The following is a 23256-nucleotide window of genomic DNA, read 5'->3' on the forward strand; positions in this document are numbered from 1 at the left end:
CGGCAAGCGCAGCCAGGCACGGAGGTGATCGGCACGCGCTAAACTCGACCCGTGTCAGCAACGCATAGAAATTGTCGACCTTCTTGTTGCACCTCTATCACCCCTTGCGAAATCAAAATGTGTCGGCTCATGATGCAAGTAAATGAGGTCGAGTCAACTTTAATTTATGAGCGTAAAATGCTCAGGAAAAATAAAGCAATCAATAAAACTGAATTAAAATTTTCCATAAACTTCCTGAAGCATCCAGAGTTTCCCTCAAACTGTATTCGCCCTATGAATTTTTATCCACAAAACCAAGGCGACGCAGGGCTTTGCAGAGTGTCTTTACGGGATGTTTCTTGCGGTCCAGATGTTATTTATGAGAAGCCGCAGGCAATGCAGGCAATGCAGGCAATGCAGGCAATGCAGGCAATGCAGGCAATGCAGGCAATGCAGGCAATGCAGGCCATGCAGGCCATGCAGGCCATGCAGGCCATGCAGGCCATGCAGGCCATGCAGGCCATTCAGGCCATTCAGGCCATTCAGGCCAATGGGTTTGGTGAATATGAATCGTCCGTGCCGCAATTGATCGCGCGATATGACGGGAGGGTGTTCGCTTGAAGGGTGGGGTTGTCGAGGGAGCTGGCACTATGGTTCGCGCCGCCCGAATAGTAGGCTACTCTGCCGAAGGTTCTCGAAAAGCGCCGGAAAATCAGAAGCTTTTGCTGATAGAGTAGGGATCAAAGCGTCAAAAGCACACCTTCCTTGGGCAGGTCGGCGGGCGAAAGATTGATAGTGATGCGCTTGGGCGGCAGGGCGAGGCCCATGCTAGATAGCGCGGCGCGCACCCGCTCCTTGCTCTCGCCCACCGCCTTGTCCGCGAGGCCGACGATGTTGAATTTGGGCAAGCCGGGCGCGACCGAGCACTGCACTTCGACCGCGCGCGCTTCCAGCCCCAGATAGGCGACCGTCCGAACCAGAGCTACCAGCGTTAATCCCCACCGCGTGACGTACCGGGCGGGGATGGCCAGAACGGATTGATTTGTCGAGGGGAAACCCGGTCCGTCGTGGTGGAGAACGAAAAGCGTAAAGACGGTCTTCACCAATCGTCTTGGCAGTTCGGCAAGACCCGCGCGCGCACAGCGGCGATATGCTTCGCATCCTCGCCTCGCTGCTATCGCTTGTCGCACTGGCCCTGTCCGGTCCCGCAGCGGCGCAGTCGCTGGGTCTGGTGGCTATGCCGGTCGTGTTCGTATCGACGCCGGTGGTACAGCCGATCGAGGGCGCGCCGTTCCATGATCCGCGCGAGGGGCAGAAGGTGCTGGCAGACGCCGTCGCCCTTCCCGCACCGCTCCCGCCGCGCCGCGGTGCCGATTTCGTCGGTATCCGCCCGCAGGCAGAGCTGTCCGTATCGGACGCGCCGCGCTGGCAGGCTCCGCATGCGATCGACCGCACCCGCCGCGACTATCGCCGGGGGATCGCCCGCTTCGGCCCGTTCCTCGTGCTCGACCAGCGCCGTGTCGCCCTGCTCGGCGAAACCGACCGCGCATCGCCCGCTGCCTTTGCCGCCATGCTGCGCGACTTCCCCGGCCTCGCGCAGATCGACATGGTTGAATGCCCCGGCACCCAGGACGACATCGCCAATATGAAGCTCGGCCGGATGATCCGTGCCGCCAGACTGGTGACCCATGTGCCGACCAATGGCTCGGTCCGGTCGGGGGCAGTCGAGCTGTTCCTCGCCGGTGTCGAGCGCGACATCTCCGACGGAGCCGAATTCGCCGTGCACAGCTGGATGGACGATTACGGCCGCGAGGCGTCCGATTTCGCCGCCGATGCGCCGGAGAACCGCAAATACCTCGCCTATTACCGCGAGATGGGCATGAGCGAGGGGCAGGCGCGCACCTTCTACGACTTTACCAATTCGGTACCGCACCGCTCGGCCCGCTGGCTGGGCGCACGCGACATGCGCCGCCTGACCGCTCCGGGCCTGCGCCATGCCAGCGAAAGGCGCGAGCCCAAGCCTGTCGCGCCGGTCCGCGAGGCGGCAGAACCCGCGCCGAAACTCGCCTATGCGGCCATGACTTTTTCTTGACGCGCAGCGACCGTGTGGGTATGCGCGCGCCAATCAAGCGGTCACCCCGCCCGGGTGGCCCTTTTTATTGGTGGCAGCCGGATGGCGCCGCCGGACACTGTAAGACTTAAGGACTTATCCGATGAAGCGGACTTTCCAGCCCTCGAACCTCGTGCGCCAGCGTCGCCACGGTTTCTTCGCACGCAAGGCGACTCCGGGCGGCCGCAAGGTCCTCCGCGCCCGCCGCGCCCGCGGCCGCAAGAACCTCTGCGCGTGATGTGATCCGCTGCGCTCCCGGCGCGGCGATCATCCGGTAGTTGCAAGCGGGCTCCCATCGGGGGCCCGTTTTGCGTATCTGGCATCCATGCACCCGAGCCTTTCCGTTATCCGCAAGCGTAGCGATTTCCTCGCGGCGAATCGCGGGCTGCGCGTGGCGCGTCCGGGCTTCGTGCTGCTGGCGCGGCCGAACGAGGGTCAGGGCAAGCGCTATGGCATCACGGTTACGAAGAAGATCGGCAATGCCGTGGTGCGCAATCGCATGAAGCGGCGCTTTCGAGAACTGTTGTGGAGCGCACTGCCGGAAAGCGGCTTGCCTAATCACGATCACATACTGATCGGCCGCGAAGGCGGGGTCGAGCGCGATTTCGCGCAGCTGCGCGAGGAACTCGGCGCAGCGCTCGTCCGGGCCGCCGAGGGCAAGGGCGATCCCGCACGCGGCCCGCGAAAGCGTCGGAGTCGCCGGGCGTGAAGCACATCCTCATCTCCATCGCGCGCCTCTGGCAATGGGGGCCGAGCCGCATCCTGCCGCCGACCTGCCGCTATGCTCCTTCGTGCAGCGAATATGCCGTGCAGGCGCTGGGCAAATACGGTGCGATCAAGGGTGGATGGCTGGCGCTTAAGCGTATAATGCGCTGCCACCCATGGGGCGGGCATGGCTACGACCCGGTGCCCTAGCGCCGCTGTCTTGACTATATAACACACCTCCCCACATATCGACTACTACTACAACGGGACCGACCTTGGAAAACCAGCGCAATCTGATTCTGGCGATCGCTCTTTCTTTCCTGCTGCTGATCGGGTGGGATTATGCGATGCAGTATTTCTACCCGCAGCCGGAAGAGGCGCTGGTGGAAGAGGTCGCCGACACGCCGGCCACGCGCGCTGCCGAGGCCGAAGCGACGCAGCATTCGCGCACCGGCGGGCTGGTCGATCCCGCATTGCAGGCGCAGGAGGAGGTCGATGTTGCGCAGGCTCTCGCCTCGCCCGACCGCCTGCCGATCGATGCGCCGCGCGTGGCCGGTTCGATCAACCTGCGCGGCGGCCTGATCGACGATATCGTCCTCAAGGATCACACCGAGACGACCGATCAGGACAGCGGCCCGGTCCGCCTGTTCTCGCCCAACGGCACGCCCGCGCAGTATTTCGCGCAGTTCGGCTGGGTCGGCTCGAACATCCGAGTGCCCGGAGTGCAGACATTATGGGAGGCGGATGGCGAGCGCCTGACGCCCGAGACGCCGGTCACGCTGAGCTGGAACAACGGCCAGGGCCTGATCTTCGAAGTCGCCTATTCCATCGACGACAATTACATGATCACCGCCGAGCAGGCGGTCAGCAATACCTCCGGCAACCAAGTCGTCGTCGAGCCCTTCGGTCTCGTCAATCGCACCAGCCGCACCGCCAGCCAGGACATCTTCAACGCGCATTCGGGCCCGATGGGCGTCTTCGGCGACACGGCCGATTACGATGTCGACTACGAGGACGTGGACGAGGCAGGCGTTGTGCGCCCGCAGGGCCGCACGCGGTGGGCGGGCTTCGCCGATATCTACTGGCTTGCCGCCCTTGTCCCGCAAGATGGCAGCGCGCCGGCCACAAGCTATCGCTCGCTGGGCAACGAGACGTATCGGGCCGATGTGATCTACGAGCCGGTCACCGTTCCGGCCGGCCGCAAGTTCACCACCACCTCGCGGCTCTATGCGGGCGCGAAGGAAAGCGTCGTACTCGACCAGTACCAGGACGCCGGAATCGAGAAGTTCGGTTTCGCGATCGACTGGGGCTGGTTCCGCTGGTTCGAAAAGCCGATCCTGTGGTTGCTGCGCACGCTGTTCGACGCGGTCGGCAACTTCGGCGTCGCCATCATCATCCTGACCGTCATCGTTCGCGGCCTCATGTTCCCCATCGCGCAGAAGGGCTTTGCCAGCATGGCCGCGATGAAGGCCATCCAGCCCAAGATGAAGGAGCTGCAGGAGAAGTATAAGGACGACAAGCCAAAGCAGCAGCAGGAGATCATGGAGCTCTACAAGCGCGAGAAGGTCAATCCGCTCGCCGGCTGCCTGCCGATGCTGCTCCAGATCCCGGTGTTCTTCGCGCTCTACAAAGTGCTGATCCTTGCGGTCGAGATGCGGCACGAGAAGTTCGCCTGGATCGACGACCTCTCCGCGCCCGATCCGGCGAACCTCGCCAATGCGCTGGCCTATGTCGGCATCGATGTGCCCGGCTGGTTGATGATCGTCTTCGGCCTCGGCGTCCTCGCCGTGCTGCTGGGCTTCACCATGTGGCTGACCTTCAGGCTCAACCCCAGCGCGATGGATCCGATGCAGCAGAAGATCTTCGACATCATGCCGTGGATCCTGATGTTCGTGATGGCGCCGTTTGCGGCGGGCCTGCTGCTCTACTGGGTCACCTCCAACATCCTCACGCTGGCGCAGCAGAAATACCTTTATTCCAAGCACCCGCAGATGCGCGCGATGATCGAGGAAGAGAAAAAGAAAAAGGCGGCCGAGGCGGCCAGGGCCGGCTGATGGACGAGGCCGAACTCGCCACGCTGGAAAGGCGCGCAACCAAGCTGTTCTCGGGCCGGGTGGAATTCCTGCTGTCTGCGCCGCAGTTGAAGTTCCTGCCCGAGCCGGACGTACCGGAAATCGCCTTTTGCGGGCGGTCGAACGTCGGCAAGAGCACGCTGCTTAATGCGCTTACCGGGCGCAAGGCGATCGCGCGCGCGTCCGTGACGCCGGGCCGCACGCAGGAGCTGAACTTCTTCGAGGTCGGCGATCCGACGCTGTTCCGCCTGGTCGATATGCCCGGCTATGGCTTTGCCAAGGCTCCGGTGAAGGTCGTCGAGCGCTGGAAGAACCTGGTGAAAACCTACCTGCGCGGCCGCGCGGTGCTGGCCCGCACGCTGGTGCTGGTCGATTCCCGCCACGGGCCGAAAGAGGTCGATCGCGAGATGATGACGATGCTCGACGAGGCAGCCGTCGGCTATCGCGTGGTCCTGACCAAGGCGGACAAGATCAAGGCAAGCGAACTCGAAAAGGTTGTCGCCGCGACCGAGGCGGAAGCGCGCAAGCATGTCGCCGCCTATCCGGAAATCCACGTCACCAGCGCGGAAAAGGGTATGGGCATCGGCGCGCTGAGGGCGGCAGTGCTGGCCGACGCGGGCGTCTAGCTGGAAGCGATCGCTTCTTCCGCAGCGCGCTTTTCGGCACTGGCCTGAAGCGCCTTCTCGCGTTCCGTCTTTACCTTGCGTGCCTGAATGGCGAGGCCGCGCCAGGTTTGTTCTGCCCGCAGGCTGCGTTCCCGGACATTGTCGAGAGTAGCGGCCTTGGCTTCCGCAGCGGCCTCTTTTGCGCGCGCGTCGTAGAATTCGAATGTCTGGCTCATGCTCGATCTCTCGCCGGAGGGGGAATGCGAAGTTCCCCCGCACACACACGATGCGCGTGCGGGGGAGGGTCTAGTCGACCTTAGTCGGCGGCCGAGAGGTTCACGGCGCTGGCCTTGCCATTACGGCCGGTCTCGACTTCGTAGTTGAGACGCTGGTCCTTATCGAGCGACTGCATGCCTGCGGCCTGCACGGCGCTGATGTGGACAAAGCTGTCGTCCGAGCCGTCGTCGGGCTGGATGAAGCCATAGCCCTTGTCCGAGTTGAAGAATTTGACTGTTCCGGTCTTGCTCATGATGGTTCCTTTCAAGAACGCATGGAGTTTCCCCGCCGCGACATGCGGCGTGGTCGTGCTTAAAATCGTCCGATGAAAGGAAGTCGAAGTCTGGGTTGCGCCTGCACACGCGGGGGTGTCGGGCGGTCGTCAAAAGCCGAAGTCCGTCGCATAATTCGACGTCAGCGGGATTGCCCTAGCACGGCACCTGGCAATCACCTAATCGCCATTTGCAGTCAGGTCGCAACCAGCATGGCATCGTCGGCGAAAGCCTTCATTTCCAACGCGTTTCCGCTGGGATCTCGGAAGAACATCGTCGCCTGTTCACCGGGCTGGCCCTTGAAGCGGCTCGTCGGTTCGGAGGCGGATTCCATTTTTGCCGCGCGCGGGCCAGTGCCTGCCAATCATCCATCTGCAACGCGATGCCGAAATGCAGCACCGGCATGAAATGAAGACGATGCTCGACGAAGCAGCCGTCGGCTATCGCGTCGTCCTGACCAATGCGGACAAGATCAAGGCGAGTGAACTCGAAAAGGTCGCCGCCTATCCGGAAATCCACGTCACCAGCGCCGAAAAAGGCATGGGGATCGCCGCGCCCAGGGCGGCGTTACTGGCAGACGCAGGCACCTGAAATACCAGCGGCGTGACGGCGCCCGGCGCATCGCCGGCGCGAGATCAATGAGCGGCTCATCGGCTCTGCGCAAACACCTTGAACCACCTTATGGCTAATGCCGAAGGGTAAGTGAAAATGCGGGCCGCGCGGCCTATGCTGGGGTATGCCGGCTCTCGATCCCGTATTCCGCCAAGTCTGCGTGGTCTTCCCTTTGGAAAGCGCGAGGTGAATTTTCGGGCCGTCTCCCCGAGTGCGGTCGCGAGCGATGGGTGGGACGTCGTGGTCATTGGGTCCGGCTTCGGTTCGCTGTTCTTCCTTCACGAATACCTGAAGCGCCATCCGCAACAACGGGTCCTGGTTCTCGAATGGGGCAGCCATCATTCGCGCCAGTGGCAGCTCGAACACCGCAAGAACTCGGCCATCGACCACGGATCAACGATCTCAAAGGACGGCGCGAAGGATTGGAACTTCAACATCGGCCTCGGCGGCGGAACGAACTGCTGGCAGGGCATGGCCGCGCGAATGCATCCCCACGATTTCGAGCTCCGCAGCCGCTACGGCGTAGGCTTCGACTGGCCGATATCTTACGATGATATCGCGGAATATTACGATGCCGCCGAAGCCATCATGATGGTCGCGGGCGACAAGGAGGCGGGCACGGTGTTCCCCGGTGCGGGCCGCTTCCCGCAGGACCAGCACAAGTTCAGCGCAACGGAGCGACTGCTTAAGGCGGCTCGCCCGGACACCTTCTTCGCCGCTCCGCAGGCCAAGCTTTCCACCCGAGTCGGCAACCGCGCCGGCTGCTGCAACAACGGAACCTGTTCGCTCTGCCCGACAGGGGCGAAATTTTATGCCGTCGAGAACATGGCTGAACTCTGGGGAGCCCCAAATCTCGCCATTTGTACCGGGGCACGGGTGCGGCGGATCGAGGCAACGGGGCCAAAGGCAGATGCCGTTGTGTTCGAGAGCGAGGGCAGGGAATTCACCGCGCGCGGCGAGCTGATCGTGCTCGGCGCCAATGGCATCCATTCGCCATTCATCCTCCAGCAGTCCGAGATCACCGATGGCGGGCCGGGAGACTATATCGGCGAGAAGATGCTGGCCTTCGTCGAAGTCTTCCTCGACGGCATGGATCATTTCGACGGCGGTACCGCTACCACCGGCTACGAGTTGAGCTATATCGACGGCCCGCACCGCGCGCGGCACGGCGCCGTGCAATACTGGACCAACAACAGTTTCCTGTGGGGCGGCCTGCGCCTCGATCCACCCCATCGGTACCGCGAAGTCTTGCCGCTCGGCATCACGGTCGAGGACTTGCTCTTCAAGGAAAACACCGTCGTCGACGACGGCGGAGACGTTCCGACGGTTCGCCACGCGGGCTTTTCCGATTACGCGCACAAGGGCCTCGATTTCGCCATCGCGCAAATCCCCGAAGTGTTCTCCGCCTTGCCGATCGAGGCGATCGAACTGCGCCGCATCTTGCCGACTGCGGACCAGATTCAGGGCTCTTTGCGAATGGGCAGCGATCCCGAGACATCGGTCGTCGATGCCGGGCAGGTCCATCATCGGCTGCGCAATCTGTTGGTGGTCGGGACATCGGTCTTTCCGACCACCAGTTGGGCAGCGCCCAGCCTTACCTGCGCTGCCATGTCGCTCAAGCTCGGCACCGAAATCTGACGGGGGAGGATGGTCCATGTCCGTTGAAAAGCTATCGACGACGCGGCGCAACCTGCTGATCGGGGCCGGGGTCGGTGGGCTCGCCGGGATCGCTTTCGCCGGCTCGCGGCTCGTCTATGCGACGCCCGAGGATTTCGTCGCGGATATGACTAGGCGGGCGCTGCCGGATGCGGTCATTCCCGAGGGTGTCCTGCAACAGTTCGCAGCGGATTATGTGAGCGAATTGAAAGGCGAACGGCTGAAGAGCCTTGGCGATCTCGTGCTACTTTCGGCGCTTGTCACGACCCCCGGGATCGAGATTCTGCTGGGCACGGACGAGCGGTACAAGAACTTCCGCCGCACGACGGTGACGCAGTTCATGATCAAATCGAATTTCTTCGCCAGCGACGGGGGGAAGACCGCGCGGCTCGAATATTACGGCTATCTGCCCTGCGGCCAGAACCCCTTCGCCCAATATATCTGAGACTGCGTGCGGTTCACTGGGCGAAGAGCATCGCATCATCCGCAAAAGCCTTCATTTCCAACGCGTTTCCGCTGGGGTCGCGGAAGAACATCGTCGCCTGTTCGCCCGGCTTGCCCCTGAAGCGGATCGTCGGTTCGATGGCGAATTCCACCTTTGCGGCGCGCAGCCGCTCGGCCAGTGCCTGCCACTCATCCATCCGCAGCACGATCCCGAAATGCGGTACCGGCACGCCATGGCCGTCGACATGGTTGCTCGCCCGATCGCCCGATCCGCCGGGCGCGAGATGGGCGACAATTTGGTGGCCGTAAAAGTCGAAATCGATCCACTCGTCTCTACTACGGCCCTCGGCACAGCCCATGGTTTCGCCATAAAAGCGGCGGGCTTCGGCAAGGTCATCGACGGGGAAGGCGAGGTGGAAGGGGCGCAGGCTCATGCCGCCCGTCTAGCCCAGCCGTCGTTTGTCGCAAAGCCACTTCGTTCAGCCTCGACACTGCCAAGCTGAACCTCTACCGCGCACGTTAAACAGGTGGGACACGCGCATGAAACTCGTCATCGGCAACAAGAATTATTCCAGCTGGAGCCTGCGTGGCTGGCTCGCGGCCAAGCAGTCGGGCCTCTCCTTCGAAGAGATCGTGGTGCCGCTGTTCGGCGAGAACTGGGAAGCCGACAAGCAAAGCGGCGAAATTCGCCCGTCGAGCGGCAAGGTCCCGCTGTTGTGGGACGACGAAGTGGTCGTGTGGGACAGCCTCGCCATCCTCGACTACCTCGCCGACAAGGTCGGGCGCGACCGCTTCTGGCCCAAGGACGATGTGGCGCGCGGCATGGCGCGGTCGATGGTCGCCGAAATGCACTCCAGCTTCCAGGCACTGCGCGGCGAGTGCCCGATGAACGTGCGCAAGCGCTTCGACGGCTTCGAGCCGAGCGAGGCCTGCAAGGCGGACATCATCCGCATCCTCGGCCTGTGGGCGGAAGCACGCAGCCGCTTCGGCAGCGGCGGCCCGTTCCTCTTCGGCACCTTCGGCGCGGCGGATGTGTTCTTCGCGCCGGTGGTCAGCCGCTTCATCAGCTACCAGATCGCCGTCCCCGGCTTCGCCGCTGCCTATATGCAGGCGCTGTGGGAGCATGAATGGATGCAGGGCTGGATCGAGGCCTCGGAAAACGAGGAGTGGGTGATCGAGCAATACGAGACCGTCGGCTGATGCGGTTCGTTGCTATTCTCGCGGCGCTGCTCGCGCTGTTGCCGGCACAGGCGAAAGCGTGGGGCTATTACGCGCACACCGTCACGGCGGAGATCGCCGAGGCGAATGTCGAGCCCGAAACGCGCGCGAAGATCGAGCGGCTGTTGCGCGCCTCGCCGCAACTGGGCACGCCCGATTGCCCGCTTGCCAGCCTCGAAGATGCGTCGGTGTGGCCCGATTGCCTGCGCGGGGCCTATTGGCGCTGGGGCTATACCTTCGCCTGGCATTACCAGACCGAGCCGATCACCGAGGAATACAGCGCCCGCAAGAACTGCTCCGGCGGCGCCTGCGTCAACGCGCAGGTGGAGCGCAACCAGCGCATCCTCGCCGACGAGAGCCTGCCCGACAATGTCCGGCTGGAGGCGCTCGCCTTCATGGTCCACTTCATCGGCGACATCCACATGCCGCTGCATTCGGGCGATAAGGACGATCGCGGCGGCAACGATCGCACCGCTGCTTACGGCATCGTGCCGGGGCTGAACCTGCACTGGGTGTGGGACGGCCCGCTGGCGGAGCGTGCGATCAGCGGCAACCCGCCGGTGGTGCGCCGTTATTCCGCCGGCGAGCGCGCGGAGCTGGCTGGCGGCCGCGCGGCGGACTGGGGCCGCGAGAGCTGGCAGTTGTCGCGCGACTTCGTCTATCCGCAGGCCTTTGGCTGCAATCCCTGCGACGGCGAGCTGCCCGATGAAACCGTACTATCGCAGGAAGTTCTCGACCGCTCGATCCCCATCGCCCGCCGCCGCGTGTTGCAGGCCGGCTTGCGCATGGCGGAATATCTCGACGAGGCCTTTGCGCCCGGCCCGCTGGCCGAGCAGGAGCGCGAATCGTGAGCGCGCTCGATCTTGCGAAGCGGCTGATGGCTGCGCCCAGCATCACGCCCGCCCGCGGGCAGGTGTTCGATGCGATGGAAGCCATGCTGACGCCGCTCGGCTTCGAGGTTACGCGCTTCACCCGCGGGGAAGGCGAACAGGGCACGCCGGAGGAAGCGGTCGAGAACCTCTTCGCCATACGTCGCGGGCCGGAGGGATCAAGGCATTTCGCCTTCGCCGGACACCTCGACGTGGTGCCGCCGGGTGATGGCTGGACCAGTGACGCCTTCGAGCCGGAGGAGCGGGGCGAATTGCTCTACGGGCGCGGCGCGGTGGACATGAAGGGCTCGATCGCCTGCATGGTCGATGCGATGGCGAATGTGCCAGCCGACGCCGGGACGATCAGCTTCATCATCACCGGCGACGAGGAAGGCCCGGCGCTGCACGGCACGCGCGCGCTGATCGATTACATGGACCCCGAGGGTATCCGGCCCGACCTGTGCCTCGTCGGAGAACCCACGTCGGTAAACCGGCTCGGCGACATGATGAAGATCGGGCGGCGCGGTTCGGTGAATATATGGCTGGAGGTCGAGGGGACGCAGGGCCACGTTGCCTATCCGCATCTCGCCGACAATCCGATCCCGAAGCTGGTTGCCATGCTGGCGGAGCTGGACGCGCTGGTGCTGGATGAAGGGACCGACTGGTTCCAGCCGAGCAATCTCGAGATTACCGAGATCGACATTCCCAACCATGCGCACAATGTGATCCCCGCAAAGGCCAAGGCGCGCCTTTCGATCCGTTTCAACGATACGCATTCGGGCGCCTCGCTGTCCGAGAAAATCGGCGCGATTGCGGAGAAGCACGGCGGCACGGCGCTGCCGATCATTTCGGGCGAGCCGTTCCTGACGCCGCCGGGCGAGTTCAGCGATATCATCGCCGCGGCGGTGAAGGCGGAGACGGGGATCGATCCCGAACCCTCCACCACCGGCGGCACCTCCGATGCGCGTTTTCTGCGCGCCGTCTGCCCGGTGATCGAATTCGGCCTCTGCAACGCGACCATGCACAAGCGCGACGAGGCTGTAGCCATCGAGGACCTTTCGACGCTAAGCCGCATCTATGCGCGCATCGCGAAGGACGCGCTGGCCCGCTAGAGGCCGAGTTGGGGAGGGATCGCCGTGCTGAAGACCTGGTTCGAAATTCCGCTGTGGCAGCGCGTCATCACCGCGCTCATCCTGGGCGTGCTGACCGGCTGGGCCTGGGGGCCGGATGCGGAGAGCATCAAGTGGATCGGCGATTTCTTCATCAAGGCGATCAAGATGCTGGTCGTCCCGCTGATCTTCTTCAGCCTTGTCAGCGGTGTCGCAGCGATCGGGGACTTGCGGAAACTCGGCGCGGTCGGCGGACGGGCGATGATCCTGTTTGTCGTCACCGGCCAGATCGCGGTGTGGCTCGGCCTCGGCCTCGGCACGGTGCTCGCCCCGGGAGCGGGCGTCGATACCAGCGCGATCCAGCGCGGCGAGACGCCGGTGCCCAACGAGACCACGGCGGTCGACATGATCCTCTCCATCGTGCCCGAAAGTCCGGTGCAGGTGATGGCCGATGTCGCGGTGCTGCCGCTGATCGTCTTCTCGCTCCTGATCGGCATCGGCATCCTGATGGCGAAGGAAGAGGGCGTTCCGGTCCAGAAGGTCTTCGATAGCGGCGCGGTGATCATGCAGAAGGTCACCATGATCGTCATGGAGCTCACCCCCTTCGGCGTTTTCGCGCTGATGGCCTGGGTGGCCGGCACGCTGGGGCTGGATGCGCTGGTCAGCCTCGCCAAGCTGGTGGGCCTCAACTACCTCGGCTGCCTGCTGATCATTGCCTTTATCTATGGCGGGATGATCAAGTTCCTCGCCAAGCTGCCGGTGCGCGATTTCTTCCGCGGCATCGTCGATGCGATGGCGGTGAGCTATTCCACCGCCAGCTCCAACGCGACGCTGCCGGTGACTTTGCGCTGTGCGGAGCGCAATCTCGGCGTCTCGAACTCGGTCGCGGCCTTCGTGATCAGCCTCGGCGCGACGATCAACATGAACGGCACCGCGATGTATCTTGGCCTCGCCACGCTGTTCGGCGCGCAGATCTTCGGCGTCGATCTGTCGATGGGCGATTATTTCCTCATCTCGATCCTCGCGACGCTGGGTGCCGTCGGCGCGGCAGGCATTCCGGGCGCGGGCCTCATCATGATGGCGCTGGTATTCGGCGCGGTCGGCGTGCCGCTGGAGACAATCGCCTTCGTCGCCGGTGTGGACCGCATTATGGACATGATGCGCACCACAACGAACGTCAGCGGCGACGCCGCTGTGGCAACGACGGTGGCGGTGATGACGGGTGAAATCGACCGGCGCGAGATGATCTCGGCGGACGATGTTTAGGGCTCTTCTACTAACTTTAGCGCTTTCCGGCTGCGGCATCGCCGAGCAACCAAAATGGGCGCGAACGGTGGCCGCGTATGAAGTGCCGCTTCCAACAGCGAAAGACAAAGCGCAATTCGTCCAGACTTTGGAGCAACATGCTGAGAGAAGCGGTTTTCACGTCGATGTCGCCACTCAGTCTGAATTGGAGACAATGTCAGAAGTATCGCCGATCACCTTCAGCGCTGCCGTTTGGCGCGGTGAGAACGACGATGAGCCTATCGCATCCGCGATGGACTTTTACGACCGGATCGGACGAGTGTGGCTCACGTTCTCGCTTGGACAGAATCCCGAGCGATCGAAAGACTTTCGAGAGAGTCTCGTGCCTCAATTGCAATTCCAGTGGCCTGAGACTCGGGAACTGCCGATTATGCCCAGCGGCGCTATTCCAGTGACCCAAGATTTGATTCGCAAAGACGATCACTACATCGTCAACCCATCGGCAGCGGCTAAATACGCTGACGTCGAAGGGTAATCACCGCCCCTTCGGCTTCTCCAGCACCTTCTTCCGGTAGCTGCACAGATCCGCCACCTTGCACCGCCAGCACTCCGGCGTGCGCGCCTTGCAGACGTAGCGGCCATGCAGGATCAGCCAGTGATGCGCGCCTAGCCGGAAGGGCTGGGGCACGCGCTTTTCGAGTTTCGCCTCCACCTGTTCGGGCGTCTTGCCCTTGGCGAGGCCGGTGCGATTTCCCACGCGCAGGATATGCGTGTCGACCGCGAAGGTCTCCTGCCCGAACCAGCAGTTGAGCACGACATTGGCGGTCTTGCGGCCCACGCCGGGCAGCCGCACGAGGTCCTCGCGCGTGTCGGGCACCTCGCCGCCATATTCGTCGACCAGCAGCCGGCTGAGCGCGATCACATTCTTGGCCTTGGAATTGAACAGGCCGATGGTCTTGATGTGCTCTTTCAGCCCCTCCTCGCCTAGGGCCAGCATCTGCTGCGGCGTCTCGACCTCGCGAAACAGCGCGCGCGTGGCCTTGTTGACGCCCACGTCGGTCGCCTGCGCGGACAGCGCCACGGCCACCACCAACTGGTAGCAATTGCCGTACTCCAGTTCCGTCTCGGGCGAGGGATTGTCCTCGGCGAGGCGGCGGAAGAACTCGAAAATCTGGTCTTTGGTCATCGCTTGCTGGCCGTGCGAATGAAGGGGAAAGCCGCGACGCTCCACAGCACGCCCCAGACGATCATTCGGCCGCCATGGGCCGCTTGCAGGTCCGGGTTCGACAGAAACGGCAGCGCCAGAGCGACCAGCACCGCGAGCATCACTGCGAAGCCGATCAGCCCGAATTGCCACGGGGCGGGGGTCTGGACGAGCGACGCATAGCCTGCGGGCAGCCCGATCATCGATGCTAGCCCCGCCCACAGCGGCCAGGAATATGCCACGCCAGCCTCCGGTATGCTCATCACGTAACCGATCGCGCTGAACAGGATGGCCAGCGCAAGACCACAGCCGATGGCGAAACCCTTCAAAGCCCCAGCACCTGCTCCATCGTATAGCGGCCGGGTTCGCGGCCCTTCAGCCAGTCGGCAGCCTTGATCGCGCCGCGCGCGAAGATCTCGCGGTTCTCGGCGCTGTGGGAGAGAGTGATGCGCTCCTGTTCGCCCGCCAGGATCACGCTGTGTTCGCCCGCCACCGTCCCGCCACGCAGGGCCGCAAAGCCGATTGCCCCGCGCTCGCGCGCGCCGGTCTGCCCGTCGCGACCGCTCTCGCGGTTGGCGGCAAGATCGATCCCGCGCCCCTGCGCCGCAGCCTCGCCCAGCAGGATGGCAGTGCCGCTGGGTGCATCGACCTTGCGGCGATGGTGCATCTCGACGATCTCGATATCCCAGTCCGGCCCGAGACGCGCGGCGGCCTCCTGCACAAGATGTGCGAGCAGGGTCACGCCGAGCGAGGTATTGCCTGTCTGCAGGACCGGCACAGCCCGCGCGGCATGGTCGATCGCTTCGTGGTGACCCGGCTCCAGCCCGGTGGTCCCGATGACGATCGGCACGCCTGCGCCGATCGCGGCATGGAGGTTCGCCTGCAGCGCCGCCGGGGCGGAAAAATCGACCAGCACGTCGCTTACATCGGCCAGATCGCCCACGTCGTCGCCCTTGTCGACGCCGCCGGCATAGTCGTGGCCAGAGGCCTCGATAACCCGCCGCAGCGCTTCGCCCATGGCGCCCTTGCTGCCGATTACGCCGATATTCGCCATTCGTCCTTGTCGCCCTACCGCTTCGCTACTTGAGGGCGGTTGATCCCCTCACTGCCTTCGCTACTTGAGAGGAATGGCGGAAATACGCAACATCGTGATCCTGACCGGTGCGGGGATATCGGCCGAGAGCGGGATCGACACCTTCCGCGCCGAGGGCGGACTATGGGAGCAGCACAAGGTCGAGGACGTCGCCACGCCGGAAGGCTTCGCGCGCGATCCCGATCTGGTGCTGCGCTTTTACGACATGCGGCGCGAGGCGATCCAGACGAAGCATCCCAATCCCGCGCATGACGCTCTGGCCCGGCTGGACCAGCATTGGAAAGGCAACCTGCTGATCGTCACGCAGAATGTCGACGATTTGCATGAGCGAGCAGGCGCCAAGCGGGTCCTTCACATGCATGGCACCCATCTCAACGCGTGGTGTACCGCCTGCGATGCGAAGAACCCGTGGACCGGCACGCTAGCGGATCGCCCACCGTGTCCCGCCTGCGGGACGAACGCGCTGCGACCCGATGTCGTCTGGTTCGGCGAGATGCCGTACGAGATGGAACGCATCTATGCTGCGCTTCGCACGGCGGACCTGTTCGTCAGCATCGGCACCTCCGGCGCGGTCTATCCCGCCGCCGGTTTCGTGCGCGATGCGCGTAGCCTTGGGGCGCGCACGCTGGAGCTCAATCTCGAGCGCAGTCAGGGCTCGGGCTGGTTCGACGAAAGCAGGCAGGGCAGGGCCAGCGAACTGGTGCCCGAGTGGGTCGATACGCTGCTTCATAAGTGAGGCCTGTCGGAACGCCCGAAAGGTTCCCGCATTCGGACCACATGAAGCAGATTGCTAGCGCTACCGCACTCGCCCTGATCCTCGCCGCCTGTTCCGATCAGGAGCCTGCCGCCGAGCCCGAGGCCGATATCGCCACCGCAACGCCGACCGCCTCGGACGATGACAGCGCAGTGGAGGATATATCCGCCGGGGATGCGGACGCTGCCATGGATGCAATGGAGCGTGACGATGCCACCGATGGCTCTACGGCAAACGCCAGCGCGCGCAGCGAAGTGCAATCGATCCCGGCAGCTTTCCGCGGGACATGGGCGACCTCTCCCGAAAACTGCTCGGCGCGCAGCTTCTACCGCGTCACGGTGAAGGACGACCGCGTGAATTTCTTCGAGGACGGCGGCTTTGCCAGCGACATTCGCGTGAACGGCAGTGCGCTCGCCGTGACCTACCCCTTCGAGAATCCTGAGGGCGAAACCGAGAACCGCGTGGTCTATTTCGCTCGTGAGACGGAGGACCGGATCCGCATCCGCCAGGGCGGCGGGGAAAGCCAGACTTACGTCGCCTGCCCCGATCAGTAGGGCCGGCGGGCGCTCGATCATTTGCCTGTAGTGCTTACCGCAATTCTGCTGCCTGGGTTTCAGGAGCACCCCTTGCAGGCGGGATCCTTTGCAATCGCGAAGCTGCGCATGTCGGGCTTGAGTCCGTCGAGCAGGTAGACCCGCCCCCAGTCGATATCCGGCATGTTGCCTGACGGCCCCAGCAACGCTCGCACTGCCTGCAGCGCGGCGAAGGTCGCCGCCCAGCCGGCCATCGCGCCCAGCATTCCCTCCTCGGCGCAGGTGTCGCAGTCTTCGGCATCGAAAGCGTCGCCGACGAAACAGCGGTAACAGGCTGCGTTCGGCAGGTGCCCCGCGAATGCACCGACCTGGCCCTGGAAGCGGCCGACGGCGGCCGACAGAAGCGGCACGCGCTCGGCCACGCAGGCGTCGGAAATCGCCAGCCGGGTCGCGAAATTGTCCGTCCCGTCGAGCACCAGATCGGCTCCGACGACGAGGCGATGCGCGTTTTCGGTGGTAATGCGCCGGTCGCTGATCGTGACGTCGAGCACGGGGTCGAACGTACTCACCCAGCGCTTGGCGATCACCGCCTTGCCGTGGCCGATGTCGCGCGTGTTGAACAGCGTCTGGCGCTGCAGGTTGCTCTCCTCGACCTTGTCGTCGTCGACTAGTGTTAACCGGCCAATCCCTGCCGCGGCGAGATATTGCAGCGCCGGCGAGCCAATCCCGCCGAGGCCGACGAGCACGAGGTGCTTGCCAGCCAGCGCCACCTGCCCCGCGCCGCCGATCTCGGGCAGCACGATATGGCGGGCGAAGCGGTCGAGACGATCGTCGGACAGGCTCATCCCGCAGCGTCCTCGTCGGCTTCGGTTAGGCGCTCCTTGCGAAAGCCGTGCATCCCGTTCCACCATTGCATTCCGATCACCGCGCCTTTCGACGGCTGGAGCAGCGCGACCAGCATTACGACGGCGAGTGGGATGATGATTGCGACGATCGCCATTGCGCCCAAGGCCAGTTCGGCGACGAGGAAAATCAGTACCGGGGCGAGCAGGTGGCCGGTCACGAAAAGGGCGATATAGGCCGGGAAATCGTCAGCTCGCTGGCCCGAGATGTCGAGCCCGCACTGCGCGCAATCATCGACCGGCTTGAGCCATTTCCGGAACAGCGCGCCCTCACCACAGCGCGGGCAACGGCAGCGCGCCCCGCGCCAGAGCGTTTCGGCGAAAGAGGAAGGCAGGGCGTAGCGCGAGGGATCGGAGGCCATGCGCGCCCTTTGGCCGCTCGCACGCGCGCTGTCGACAACCCTGTGCACAGGGCTGTCGATCAGGCTTGAATCAGCGGTGGGTGTGCAGTGGAGCGATCAGCTCTCCAACTGACGCAGCAGACTGCGCACATCGCCGTCCATATCCGCATCGCGTTGGCGAAGGTCCTCGATCAGGCGCACGGCGTGGATCACCGTCGAATGGTCGCGCCCGCCGAACTTGCGCCCGATCTCCGGATAGCTGCGCGGAGTGAGCACCTTGGAAAGATACATTGCCACCTGCCGAGGGCGAACCACGGCACGCGCGCGGCGCTTGCTGCTCATTTCGGAGCGGTCGATCCGATAGAACTGGCAGACCGTACGCTGGATTTCGTCGATCGTGATCCGGCGGCGGTTGGCCGAGAGGATGTCGGTAAGCTGTTCCTCGGCCAGCTGGAGCGAGACTTCCTGCCCGGTCAGCTGGGCATAGGCGATCAGCTTGTTGAGGCCGCCGACCAGCTCGCGCACATTGCGCGTGATCGTGCGGGCGAGGAAGTCCAGCACGTCTTCGGGCACCTGCAGAGGCGCGAATTTGGTGAGCTTGGAATGCAGGATCTTCTTGCGCAGCTCGATATCGGCTGCCTGGATATCGGCGACGAGACCCATCGATAGGCGCGAGAGCAGGCGCGGCTCCACCCCGTCGAGCGCCTGCGGTGCGCGGTCGGCGGCAAAGACCAGCCGCTTGCCCTCGGCCAGCAGCGCATCGATCGTGTAAAGCAGCTCTTCCTGCGCCGAGGCCTTGCCGATGATGAATTGGATGTCGTCCACCAGCAGCAGGTCGAAGCTGCGCAGGCGGGCCTTGAACTCCAGCATCTGGTTGGCTTTCAATGCCTGGACGAACTCGACCATAAAGCGCTCGGCGCTGCAGTAGAAGATGCGGCTGCGCGGATGGGCCTGCAGGAAAGTGTGGCCGATGGCGTGCAGCAAGTGCGTCTTGCCCTGGCCGGTCGCGCCCTTGAGGTAGAGCGGGCTGAACTGCGGCTTTTCCGTCGCGCTCATGCGCTGGGCGGCGTTGAAGGCGAGGATATTGGCTTCACCGGTGATGAAGGCGGCGAAGGTCAGCGAGGGGTCGAGGCCGACGCTGGAGGTGAAACCGCGGTCGCCCAGCGTGTCGGCGCTGATCGCCATCATCGAGCTGTCGGCACCGTCATTGGCCGGGCGGCGACCGTCGGAGTGCAGGCGCAGGTCGGCGACCTGGCGGCGGCCGGGGTGGACCTGAATATTCACGTGGCGCACTTCGCTGCACGCGATTTTCCAGGCGAGGCTCAGTCGGTCGGCGAAGCGGTCCTTGACCCAATTGGCGCTGAATTCGGTCGGCAGGAAGAGATCCAGCGTGCCGGTTTCCTTGTCGATCCCGCCGACCTGGATCGGTTTGATCCACTGGCTGTGAAGCTGATGCCCGAGATCTTTGCGCAGGCCCTGGCTGATGTCCGACCAGTCGGCCGCCAGGTTTACAGCTTCGCTATCTTCCATGAAATCGTCCTGATTTTTTTGTTTTGCTTTTGTCGCGTCGGCACCCTTGCCCATAGTCACAAACTTCCCCCAAGCGCAGAAGCGCATCGGCTTCCGCGATCCTACAGTTCCCGTCGCGTGAAAGGGAGCGGACAAAGCTTCGCCCCACCCCGGAATCGGTGTCTCCGGAGGTTCCCCTCTTGCAGTTCGTATGTGAGGCGCGGGCTGTCCCGTCCCGTGCCGGTGAAGATGTTTTAGGCAGGGGGGCGAATGAGTCGCAAGGGGGATAACTGCAATAAATCGGAAATAATCTTGTTGACTCGCCCCTAGCCCGCAGACTGCCGTTCAAGACCCTGATTTACCGTCATTTGGCCTCATAGTAGCGAGCGAATCGCGGGAATCTCTAGCCTTGCGTGACGGGCCGATTGCGGTGCTGCAACGCAACGTGACCGGGATGCAACAAGGGGTCCGCGCGCGATGCGGCGGACCCCTCTCAAATTGCTACTGGGCAGGCCCGAAGGCCGGCGAATCAGAGCGCGGCGACACGCTTGCTGAGACGGCTCATCTTTCGAGCGGCCGTGTTCTTGTGCATCACGCCGCGAGCGACGCCGCGTGCGAGTTCGGGCTGCATGGTCTTGAGCGCATCCTGCGCCGCCGACTTGTCGCCGCCTTCGATCGCCACTTCGACCTTCTTCACATAATTGCGAATGCGGCTCATGCGGGCGCCGTTGATTTCGGCACGGCGTTCGTTGCGGCGGATGCGCTTCTTGGCTTGCGGCGTATTGGCCATATCTGTCCTCGTCAGGCCGCGCCGGATGTCAGCGCGGCGGAAAATCTCGTCTGGGCGTTTCGAAAAGGCAGCCCATGGGCCGCCGGAAAGCGGCGCACTTAGCTCCACTCCCCCGAATCGTCAAGCAATTGCTTGGTACATGGCAAGGAGCATCGGAACGCTGTTTTGCCCTGTCTGTTTGCCTAGATAAGAACGATCGAAGAGAAGGAAAGACCGGAAGTGACAGAAAAGACGAACCGCAGCGACGCCGAATGGCGCGAAAAGCTGACGCCCGAGCAATATCACGTGCTGCGCGAAGCGGGCACCGAACGCGCCTTCACCGGAAAATACGACAAGCATTACGACGAAGGCGAGTATTACTGCGCCGCCTGCGGGCAGAAGCTGTTCGAGAGCGACGATAAATACAACAGCGGCTGCGGCTGGCCGGCCTTCGTCGCGCCGGCGGAAGGCGAGGCGGTGGACGAGCATCGCGACACCAGCCACGGCATGATCCGCACCGAGGTCACCTGTTCCAATTGCGACAGTCATCTCGGCCATGTTTTCCCCGACGGTCCGCGCGATCGTGGCGGCATGCGGTATTGCATCAACAGTGCCGCGCTGACCTTCGAGCCGGAAGACGGTGAAGGCGCTGCCTCGGACTCGCAGGAATAGCCCACCGTTCAGCGGGGGTTATCCCTCGCCATGCTTGATTGTGGCCGATATAGGGCGGCAAGCAGACAAGGGATGTCCCGCAAAGTATGGACAAGAGAGGTAGCCGCCGGAAAAAGGCGGCGCGCAGTGAAACGGCCCGTCGCGCCGCAGCCGACAAGCCGCAGGGCCGCTTCGGCTCCTGGATAAAGCGGCTGGCCGTCTGGGGCGGGGCACTGGCACTGCTCGGTGCCTTGTTCATCGGCCTTGCCGTCGCCTTCGCCGTGCGCTCCATGCCGAGCTATTACCAGCTCCAGGCCACGCAGAACGCCCAAACGATCGTCGTTCGCGCGCGCGACGGCACCGAAATCGTCGAGCTCGGGCCGAGCTTCGGCCAATGGCTTACCCATGACCAGATCCCGCAGGTGATGAAGGATGCGATGATCTCGGTCGAGGATCGCCGCTATTATTCGCATTTCGGGATCGATCCCTATGGCCTGACCCGCGCGGTTTACGAAGGAGTCACCGGCGACGACCGGATCTCGGCGACTTCGACCATCACGCAGCAGCTCGCGCGCAACGTCTTCCTCAACAACAACCGCTCGCTCGACCGCAAGGCGCGCGAAGCGATCCTGGCGTTGGCGCTGGAATGGAAGTTCTCGAAGGAGCAGATCCTCGAGCTCTATCTGAACAAGGTCTATTTCGGCGGCGGGGCTTACGGCGTCGATAGCGCCAGCCGCAAATTCTTTAGCCATCCGGCGACCGATCTCTCGGTTGCCGAGGCAGCCATCATCGCCGGGCTGGTGAAAGCACCCAGCCGCTATTCACCCACCGCCGATGTCGATGCCGCCGTCGGCCGGGCGAGCGTGGTGCTGCGGCTGATGAAGGAGCAGGGGCGCATCCCCTCCAACGTGACCGTCGATCCCTCGGCGGTCAGGCTCAAGGAGGAGAAGGGCCAGAACTCGGTCCGCTATTTCACCGACTGGGCGCTGCCGCAGCTCGACATGTTGCTGCCCGAGACTTTCGAGCCGATCGAGGTCTGGACGACGCTCGATGTAGGGATGCAGCGCGCGGCGACCGCCTCGATCCAGGGCAATACACCCGGAGGCGCACAGGGTGCGCTGGTCAGCCTCGACCGTGACGGGGCGATCCTCGCGCTGGTTGGCGGCACCGACTATGTCGAGACCAGCTTCAACCGCGCCACCGATGCATTGCGCCAGCCCGGCTCCAGCTGGAAGCTGTTCGTCTATCTCGCCGCGCTGGAAGCCGGATACACGCCCGGTGACCGGGTGGTGGATACGCCCGTCACGATCGACGGGTGGAGCCCGCGCAATTCTAGCGGGCGGAACGTGGGCGAGATCGACCTGCGCACAGCATTCGCCTATTCGATCAACACGGTCGCGGCGCAGCTGGGCAATGAAGTCGGCTTCGGCACGGTCGCTTCGATGGCGCGGCGCTTCGGCGTGACGACGCCGATCAATACCTATCCCTCCATGGTTCTGGGATCGAATGAGGTGCGTCTGCTCGACATGACCCGCGCCTTTGCAGCGATCTCTGCCGAAGGGCAGTCGGTCGAACCCTATGGCATCGTGAAGGTAACCACGGCCGAGGGCGAGCTGCTCTACCAACACCAGAATGCACGGCGCAGCCAGCTGGTGCCCGACTATGTCGCCGCGGGCATTACCGACCTGCTGCAGACGGCGGTCAACACCGGCACCGGGCGCGCGGCTCAGATCGGGCGGCCGGTGGCAGGCAAGACCGGCACCACCAGTTCGAACAAGGACGGCTATTTCGTCGGCTTCTCCAGTGGCATCACCACCGGCGTGTGGATGGGGCGCGACGACAATGCGCGGGTCGCGGGCCTGCAGGGCGGCACCGCGCCTGCGCGCGCTTTCGCCGCCTATATGCGCTATGCCGTGAAGGACCGCCCAATCGAGGAATTCGACACCGACCTGCAGCTGCCCGAATGGCAGCTGGAGCCGGACGACGAATACATGCTCGGCGATCCGGACGACTACTATTTCATCGATGAGCAGGGCAATTTGATCGAACCCGGCCGCGAGGATGGCGAGCGGCGCGATCCCTTCGGAGACGCTTTCCCGCAGCCCGGCGACAGCGACCGTCCGCGCCAGCCACAAGTGCCGCAACAACCCGGGCGCGGGGCCGACGGCGCGCCGCAAGCGGTGGGCGACGACTTCCTCGATGAGGCTACGGGTGGTGCTTCGCAAGGAACTCCTCGGCCCTCACCGAGCCCGACGGTAACGGTAACCCGGCCTCAATAGATAGAGCAGACAGCAAATGGGCCTCCCACCATTTCGGCAGGAGGCCCTT

At 63.8% G+C, this 23256-nt stretch carries 28 protein-coding genes and 3 pseudogenes; 19 read left to right on the forward strand and 12 right to left on the reverse strand.

Features of this window, described 5'->3' with window-relative positions; translation table 11 throughout:
* Window positions 1-129 precede the first annotated feature (129 nt).
* Window positions 130-600, forward strand: coding sequence for a hypothetical protein (locus Q9K02_RS03160; protein ID WP_305931586.1), 471 nt, complete (start codon window positions 130-132; stop codon window positions 598-600).
* Between the two features lie 137 nt (window positions 601-737).
* Here the strand turns inward: Q9K02_RS03160 and Q9K02_RS03165 are convergent.
* Window positions 738-968, reverse strand: a pseudogene (locus Q9K02_RS03165) (magnesium chelatase domain-containing protein); the annotation flags it as partial.
* 161 nt (window positions 969-1129) lie between these two features.
* Here Q9K02_RS03165 and Q9K02_RS03170 point away from each other — a divergent pair.
* From Q9K02_RS03170 to yihA, 6 genes are all read left to right on the forward strand, one after another.
* Window positions 1130-2071: a hypothetical protein gene (locus Q9K02_RS03170; RefSeq protein ID WP_305931587.1), complete on the forward strand. Its 942-nt coding sequence runs from the start codon at window positions 1130-1132 to the stop codon at window positions 2069-2071.
* 121 nt (window positions 2072-2192) lie between these two features.
* Window positions 2193-2327, forward strand: coding sequence for a 50S ribosomal protein L34 (gene rpmH, locus Q9K02_RS03175; RefSeq protein WP_278327865.1), 135 nt, complete (start codon window positions 2193-2195; stop codon window positions 2325-2327).
* A gap of 87 nt (window positions 2328-2414) precedes the next feature.
* Entirely contained in the window at window positions 2415-2798 is a 384-nt protein-coding gene (gene rnpA, locus Q9K02_RS03180; protein WP_305931588.1) for a ribonuclease P protein component, read from the forward strand.
* Window positions 2795-3004, forward strand: coding sequence for a membrane protein insertion efficiency factor YidD (gene yidD, locus Q9K02_RS03185; RefSeq protein ID WP_305931589.1), 210 nt, complete (start codon window positions 2795-2797; stop codon window positions 3002-3004). The genes rnpA and yidD overlap by 4 nt, the downstream gene beginning before the upstream one ends.
* Window positions 3005-3069: 65 nt before the next feature.
* On the forward strand, window positions 3070-4848 hold the full coding sequence (gene yidC / locus Q9K02_RS03190) for a membrane protein insertase YidC (RefSeq protein ID WP_305931590.1): 1779 nt from the start codon (window positions 3070-3072) through the stop codon (window positions 4846-4848).
* Window positions 4848-5492: a ribosome biogenesis GTP-binding protein YihA/YsxC gene (yihA, locus tag Q9K02_RS03195; protein ID WP_305931591.1), complete on the forward strand. Its 645-nt coding sequence runs from the start codon at window positions 4848-4850 to the stop codon at window positions 5490-5492. The genes yidC and yihA overlap by 1 nt, the downstream gene beginning before the upstream one ends.
* Here yihA and Q9K02_RS03200 read toward each other — a convergent pair.
* The 3 genes and pseudogenes from Q9K02_RS03200 to Q9K02_RS03210 all read right to left on the reverse strand — a co-directional run.
* The gene (locus tag Q9K02_RS03200) at window positions 5489-5707 is read right to left on the reverse strand and encodes a hypothetical protein (protein WP_305931592.1); all 219 of its coding nucleotides are present in this window, start codon (window positions 5705-5707) and stop codon (window positions 5489-5491) included. The genes yihA and Q9K02_RS03200 overlap by 4 nt on opposite strands.
* Window positions 5708-5787: 80 nt before the next feature.
* A complete protein-coding gene (locus Q9K02_RS03205; RefSeq protein ID WP_173211919.1) occupies window positions 5788-6000 on the reverse strand; it encodes a cold-shock protein in 213 nt (70 codons plus the stop codon).
* A 215-nt stretch (window positions 6001-6215) separates the two neighbouring features.
* Window positions 6216-6430, reverse strand: a pseudogene (locus Q9K02_RS03210) (VOC family protein); the annotation flags it as partial.
* Here Q9K02_RS03210 and Q9K02_RS03215 point away from each other — a divergent pair.
* From Q9K02_RS03215 to Q9K02_RS03225, 3 genes and pseudogenes are all read left to right on the forward strand, one after another.
* Window positions 6425-6610 (forward strand): annotated as a pseudogene (locus Q9K02_RS03215) (ribosome biogenesis GTP-binding protein YihA/YsxC); the annotation flags it as partial. The pseudogenes Q9K02_RS03210 and Q9K02_RS03215 sit on opposite strands and share 6 nt — an antisense overlap.
* A 207-nt stretch (window positions 6611-6817) precedes the next feature.
* Window positions 6818-8269 carry a GMC oxidoreductase gene (locus Q9K02_RS03220; protein WP_305931593.1) on the forward strand — a complete coding sequence of 484 codons (1452 nt, stop codon included), beginning with the start codon at window positions 6818-6820 and terminating at the stop codon, window positions 8267-8269.
* A 16-nt stretch (window positions 8270-8285) separates the two neighbouring features.
* Entirely contained in the window at window positions 8286-8732 is a 447-nt protein-coding gene (locus tag Q9K02_RS03225; RefSeq protein ID WP_305931594.1) for a hypothetical protein, read from the forward strand.
* 13 nt (window positions 8733-8745) lie between these two features.
* Here the strand turns inward: Q9K02_RS03225 and Q9K02_RS03230 are convergent, their stop codons facing one another.
* A complete protein-coding gene (locus tag Q9K02_RS03230) occupies window positions 8746-9165 on the reverse strand; it encodes a VOC family protein (RefSeq protein WP_305931595.1) in 420 nt (139 codons plus the stop codon).
* Window positions 9166-9271: 106 nt separating this feature from the next.
* On the opposite strand from Q9K02_RS03230, the gene Q9K02_RS03235 reads away from it, so the two are divergent.
* From Q9K02_RS03235 to Q9K02_RS03255, 5 genes are read left to right on the forward strand one after another with little or no spacing between them, the layout of a single operon-like run.
* Window positions 9272-9931, forward strand: a complete 660-nt coding sequence (locus Q9K02_RS03235) for a glutathione S-transferase family protein (protein WP_278327857.1) — start codon at window positions 9272-9274, stop codon at window positions 9929-9931.
* A complete protein-coding gene (locus tag Q9K02_RS03240) occupies window positions 9931-10800 on the forward strand; it encodes a S1/P1 nuclease (RefSeq protein WP_305931596.1) in 870 nt (289 codons plus the stop codon). The genes Q9K02_RS03235 and Q9K02_RS03240 overlap by 1 nt, the downstream gene beginning before the upstream one ends.
* Window positions 10794-11930, forward strand: coding sequence for a succinyl-diaminopimelate desuccinylase (gene dapE, locus Q9K02_RS03245; RefSeq protein ID WP_305933431.1), 1137 nt, complete (start codon window positions 10794-10796; stop codon window positions 11928-11930). The genes Q9K02_RS03240 and dapE overlap by 7 nt, the downstream gene beginning before the upstream one ends.
* Before the next feature lie 24 nt (window positions 11931-11954).
* Entirely contained in the window at window positions 11955-13193 is a 1239-nt protein-coding gene (locus Q9K02_RS03250) for a dicarboxylate/amino acid:cation symporter (protein WP_305931597.1), read from the forward strand.
* Window positions 13186-13707 (forward strand): hypothetical protein, encoded by a 522-nt coding sequence (locus tag Q9K02_RS03255; RefSeq protein ID WP_305931598.1) that lies wholly within the window; start codon window positions 13186-13188, stop codon window positions 13705-13707. The genes Q9K02_RS03250 and Q9K02_RS03255 overlap by 8 nt, the downstream gene beginning before the upstream one ends.
* Here Q9K02_RS03255 and nth read toward each other — a convergent pair whose 3' ends face one another.
* From nth to dapB, 3 genes are read right to left on the reverse strand one after another with little or no spacing between them, the layout of a single operon-like run.
* A complete protein-coding gene (gene nth, locus Q9K02_RS03260) occupies window positions 13708-14358 on the reverse strand; it encodes an endonuclease III (protein WP_305931599.1) in 651 nt (216 codons plus the stop codon). It lies immediately after the preceding gene.
* Window positions 14355-14705 carry a hypothetical protein gene (locus Q9K02_RS03265; protein ID WP_305931600.1) on the reverse strand — a complete coding sequence of 117 codons (351 nt, stop codon included), beginning with the start codon at window positions 14703-14705 and terminating at the stop codon, window positions 14355-14357. The genes nth and Q9K02_RS03265 overlap by 4 nt, the downstream gene beginning before the upstream one ends.
* Entirely contained in the window at window positions 14702-15430 is a 729-nt protein-coding gene (dapB, locus tag Q9K02_RS03270; protein ID WP_305931601.1) for a 4-hydroxy-tetrahydrodipicolinate reductase, read from the reverse strand. The genes Q9K02_RS03265 and dapB overlap by 4 nt, the downstream gene beginning before the upstream one ends.
* A 73-nt stretch (window positions 15431-15503) precedes the next feature.
* Here dapB and Q9K02_RS03275 point away from each other — a divergent pair, with 73 nt between their 5' ends.
* Both Q9K02_RS03275 and Q9K02_RS03280 read left to right on the forward strand, forming a co-directional pair.
* Window positions 15504-16205, forward strand: coding sequence for an NAD-dependent deacylase (locus Q9K02_RS03275; protein WP_305931602.1), 702 nt, complete (start codon window positions 15504-15506; stop codon window positions 16203-16205).
* Window positions 16206-16246: 41 nt separating this feature from the next.
* Window positions 16247-16777: a hypothetical protein gene (locus Q9K02_RS03280; RefSeq protein ID WP_305931603.1), complete on the forward strand. Its 531-nt coding sequence runs from the start codon at window positions 16247-16249 to the stop codon at window positions 16775-16777.
* 59 nt (window positions 16778-16836) lie between these two features.
* On the opposite strand, the gene Q9K02_RS03285 is transcribed toward Q9K02_RS03280, so the two are convergent.
* The 4 genes from Q9K02_RS03285 to rpsT all read right to left on the reverse strand — a co-directional run bounded on the left by Q9K02_RS03285 (window position 16837) and on the right by rpsT (window position 20298).
* Window positions 16837-17601, reverse strand: a complete 765-nt coding sequence (locus Q9K02_RS03285) for a HesA/MoeB/ThiF family protein (protein WP_305931604.1) — start codon at window positions 17599-17601, stop codon at window positions 16837-16839.
* A complete protein-coding gene (locus tag Q9K02_RS03290) occupies window positions 17598-18020 on the reverse strand; it encodes a DUF983 domain-containing protein (protein WP_305931605.1) in 423 nt (140 codons plus the stop codon). The genes Q9K02_RS03285 and Q9K02_RS03290 overlap by 4 nt, the downstream gene beginning before the upstream one ends.
* A gap of 96 nt (window positions 18021-18116) precedes the next feature.
* Complete coding sequence (gene dnaA / locus Q9K02_RS03295) at window positions 18117-19529, reverse strand: chromosomal replication initiator protein DnaA (RefSeq protein WP_305931606.1); 1413 nt, start codon at window positions 19527-19529, stop codon at window positions 18117-18119.
* A gap of 508 nt (window positions 19530-20037) precedes the next feature.
* Window positions 20038-20298, reverse strand: a complete 261-nt coding sequence (gene rpsT, locus Q9K02_RS03300) for a 30S ribosomal protein S20 (protein WP_278327844.1) — start codon at window positions 20296-20298, stop codon at window positions 20038-20040.
* A gap of 219 nt (window positions 20299-20517) precedes the next feature.
* Here rpsT and msrB point away from each other — a divergent pair, with 219 nt between their 5' ends.
* Window positions 20518-20949: a peptide-methionine (R)-S-oxide reductase MsrB gene (gene msrB / locus Q9K02_RS03305; protein ID WP_305931607.1), complete on the forward strand. Its 432-nt coding sequence runs from the start codon at window positions 20518-20520 to the stop codon at window positions 20947-20949.
* Between the two features lie 86 nt (window positions 20950-21035).
* Window positions 21036-23207, forward strand: a complete 2172-nt coding sequence (locus Q9K02_RS03310) for a transglycosylase domain-containing protein (protein WP_305931608.1) — start codon at window positions 21036-21038, stop codon at window positions 23205-23207.
* Window positions 23208-23256: the final 49 nt, after the last annotated feature.

The sequence above is a fragment of the Qipengyuania profundimaris genome, assembly GCF_030717945.1.
Classification (GTDB): domain Bacteria; phylum Pseudomonadota; class Alphaproteobacteria; order Sphingomonadales; family Sphingomonadaceae; genus Qipengyuania; species Qipengyuania profundimaris.

Coding starts and splice junctions, on each gene's coding strand:
- Q9K02_RS03200 (WP_305931592.1), bottom strand. CDS start 5,707: ATGAGCCAGACATTCGAATTCTACGACGCGCGCGCAAAAGAGGCCGCT.
- yihA (WP_305931591.1), top strand. CDS start 4,848: ATGGACGAGGCCGAACTCGCCACGCTGGAAAGGCGCGCAACCAAGCTG.
- dnaA (WP_305931606.1), bottom strand. CDS start 19,529: ATGGAAGATAGCGAAGCTGTAAACCTGGCGGCCGACTGGTCGGACATC.
- rpsT (WP_278327844.1), bottom strand. CDS start 20,298: ATGGCCAATACGCCGCAAGCCAAGAAGCGCATCCGCCGCAACGAACGC.
- Q9K02_RS03240 (WP_305931596.1), top strand. CDS start 9,931: ATGCGGTTCGTTGCTATTCTCGCGGCGCTGCTCGCGCTGTTGCCGGCA.
- Q9K02_RS03280 (WP_305931603.1), top strand. CDS start 16,247: ATGAAGCAGATTGCTAGCGCTACCGCACTCGCCCTGATCCTCGCCGCC.
- dapB (WP_305931601.1), bottom strand. CDS start 15,430: ATGGCGAATATCGGCGTAATCGGCAGCAAGGGCGCCATGGGCGAAGCG.
- Q9K02_RS03205 (WP_173211919.1), bottom strand. CDS start 6,000: ATGAGCAAGACCGGAACAGTCAAATTCTTCAACTCGGACAAGGGCTAT.
- rpmH (WP_278327865.1), top strand. CDS start 2,193: ATGAAGCGGACTTTCCAGCCCTCGAACCTCGTGCGCCAGCGTCGCCAC.
- Q9K02_RS03235 (WP_278327857.1), top strand. CDS start 9,272: ATGAAACTCGTCATCGGCAACAAGAATTATTCCAGCTGGAGCCTGCGT.
- Q9K02_RS03285 (WP_305931604.1), bottom strand. CDS start 17,601: ATGAGCCTGTCCGACGATCGTCTCGACCGCTTCGCCCGCCATATCGTG.
- Q9K02_RS03230 (WP_305931595.1), bottom strand. CDS start 9,165: ATGAGCCTGCGCCCCTTCCACCTCGCCTTCCCCGTCGATGACCTTGCC.
- Q9K02_RS03255 (WP_305931598.1), top strand. CDS start 13,186: ATGTTTAGGGCTCTTCTACTAACTTTAGCGCTTTCCGGCTGCGGCATC.
- rnpA (WP_305931588.1), top strand. CDS start 2,415: ATGCACCCGAGCCTTTCCGTTATCCGCAAGCGTAGCGATTTCCTCGCG.
- Q9K02_RS03290 (WP_305931605.1), bottom strand. CDS start 18,020: ATGGCCTCCGATCCCTCGCGCTACGCCCTGCCTTCCTCTTTCGCCGAA.
- Q9K02_RS03310 (WP_305931608.1), top strand. CDS start 21,036: ATGGACAAGAGAGGTAGCCGCCGGAAAAAGGCGGCGCGCAGTGAAACG.
- Q9K02_RS03160 (WP_305931586.1), top strand. CDS start 130: ATGATGCAAGTAAATGAGGTCGAGTCAACTTTAATTTATGAGCGTAAA.
- Q9K02_RS03170 (WP_305931587.1), top strand. CDS start 1,130: ATGCTTCGCATCCTCGCCTCGCTGCTATCGCTTGTCGCACTGGCCCTG.
- nth (WP_305931599.1), bottom strand. CDS start 14,358: ATGACCAAAGACCAGATTTTCGAGTTCTTCCGCCGCCTCGCCGAGGAC.
- Q9K02_RS03225 (WP_305931594.1), top strand. CDS start 8,286: ATGTCCGTTGAAAAGCTATCGACGACGCGGCGCAACCTGCTGATCGGG.
- Q9K02_RS03275 (WP_305931602.1), top strand. CDS start 15,504: ATGGCGGAAATACGCAACATCGTGATCCTGACCGGTGCGGGGATATCG.